The organism is Bradyrhizobium sp. 62 (assembly GCF_023073035.1).
Lineage (GTDB): Bacteria > Pseudomonadota > Alphaproteobacteria > Rhizobiales > Xanthobacteraceae > Bradyrhizobium.
The window spans coordinates 1-1595 of the sequence record NZ_JADPIT010000018.1 but is presented as its reverse complement, the minus strand read 5'-3'; the positions used below and the strand labels follow the sequence as shown (position 1 = coordinate 1595).

Annotated in this window: 1 protein-coding gene and 1 pseudogene; both read left to right on the top strand. The window is 61.4% G+C overall.

Annotated features, from left to right (window positions below):
* Window positions 1–989: pseudogene (locus tag IVB47_RS21655) on the top strand (caspase family protein); the annotation flags it as partial.
* 116 nt (window positions 990–1105) lie between these two features.
* Window positions 1106–1595, top strand: a 490-nt coding sequence (locus IVB47_RS21650) for a caspase family protein (protein WP_247464128.1), incomplete at its 3' end; no start/stop codon positions are given.

Here is a 1595-nt window from a genome sequence, read left to right as displayed (position 1 = left end):
AATATCCGGACGGCTTTTACGCCAGCCTTGCCAAGGTCCAATTGAGCAGGATTGCTGCCGAGGAAACGCGCGCCGCTGCTGCGGACCTGGCTCAGCGGGCGGAGGACGAAAAGGCCAGGCTCGTCGCCGACCGCGCCAAGAAGGCGGAACAGGACAAGGCGGCGACCGCCGCCAAGACGGCCGAAGAGGCTCGACTCGCAGCGGAAAAGGCCAAGCAGGTTGAGGAGGCGAAGGCGGCCGCGGCGGAGCAGCGCAGGAAGGACGCCGAGGCAGCGGTCGCCACAGCGCTTGCCGAGAAGCACGCCGCCGAGAAGGCACTCGCGGAAAGGATCGCGAACGACAAAGCGATTGCCGAACAGACGGCTCAAGAAGCCGCCGAGAAGAAGATCGAGCGCGAGCAGAAGATCGCCGCCATAGGTCCGACCTCTTCACAGCCGACCATGTCCCCTCAGGACATGGCGAAGCTGGTTCAATCCGAACTGCGCCGCGTGGGGTGTTTGTCCGGCCCCTCTGATGGCGACTGGAACGCGCCGTCGCAGCGGTCCCTCTCGACGTTCAACGAGTACGCTGGGACCAAGTTCGACAGCAAACTTGCAAGCTTCGACGTGCTCGATGCTATCAAGGCCAAGCCAAGCCGGGTCTGTCCCCTGGTCTGTGATCGCGGGTCCAGGGCAGATGGTGACAGCTGCGTGAAGATCACTTGCCGTACGGGGTCCCGCGTCAATGACAACAACGAATGCGAGAAGATCCCTGAAAGGAAGCCTGCGACCACGCGTGACGCTTCCAAGCGGCGAGATGAGGAGCGCAAACAGGTTGAGTCCGGGTCGAGCAAGCCGCTGGCGTCCGGTCAGATCTTCTGCAGCTCTGCAGGCTGCCGTCCCGTGCGGCCCGGATGCCGGCTCGTACGACCAGCTGCAGCCTCTGGAACAGGGTATTCGGGTGCGAACTACGCTACCCAAGCTGGAGGCAATCTTGAGGTCTGCAACTAAGTGCGCGAGCCCAACGTCGCTTTCGGACCGCCGGCCTAATGTGACCAGAGTCACGAAATCGAAGCTTACCTTTCAGTAGTCTCCGCATACCCTGCGCAGACATATTCGGGGGAACGATGCGCGCGTTTCGCTGGTTTTCATTGTTCTTTTTGATTTGGCTGACCTGCGGTTCTGCACAGGCGGAGCGTCGCGTTGCCCTGGTCATTGGCAACTCCGACTACAAGAGCGTGCCCCAGCTCGCAAACCCGGTGAACGACGCCAGGCTGGTCGGAGACATGTTCAAGAGGGTCGGGTTCGACATTGTCGACACGAGGCTGAACCTGAGCGTCGTCGATATGCGGAAGGCGCTTCGCGATTTTGGAGTCAAGGCGCGCGATGCCGATATAGCGGTGATCTACTACGCCGGTCACGGCATCGAGCTGGATGGCAACAACTATCTCATCCCCACCGACGCGGTGCTGGAGACTGACACCGACGTGTTCGACGAGACGTTCCCGCTCGATCGGGTGCTGTTTGCAATCGAGCCGGCCAAGCAGCTTCGCCTGGTAATCCTCGACGCATGTCGAGACAACCCGTTCGCTAAAACGATGAAGCGCACCGTTGCCT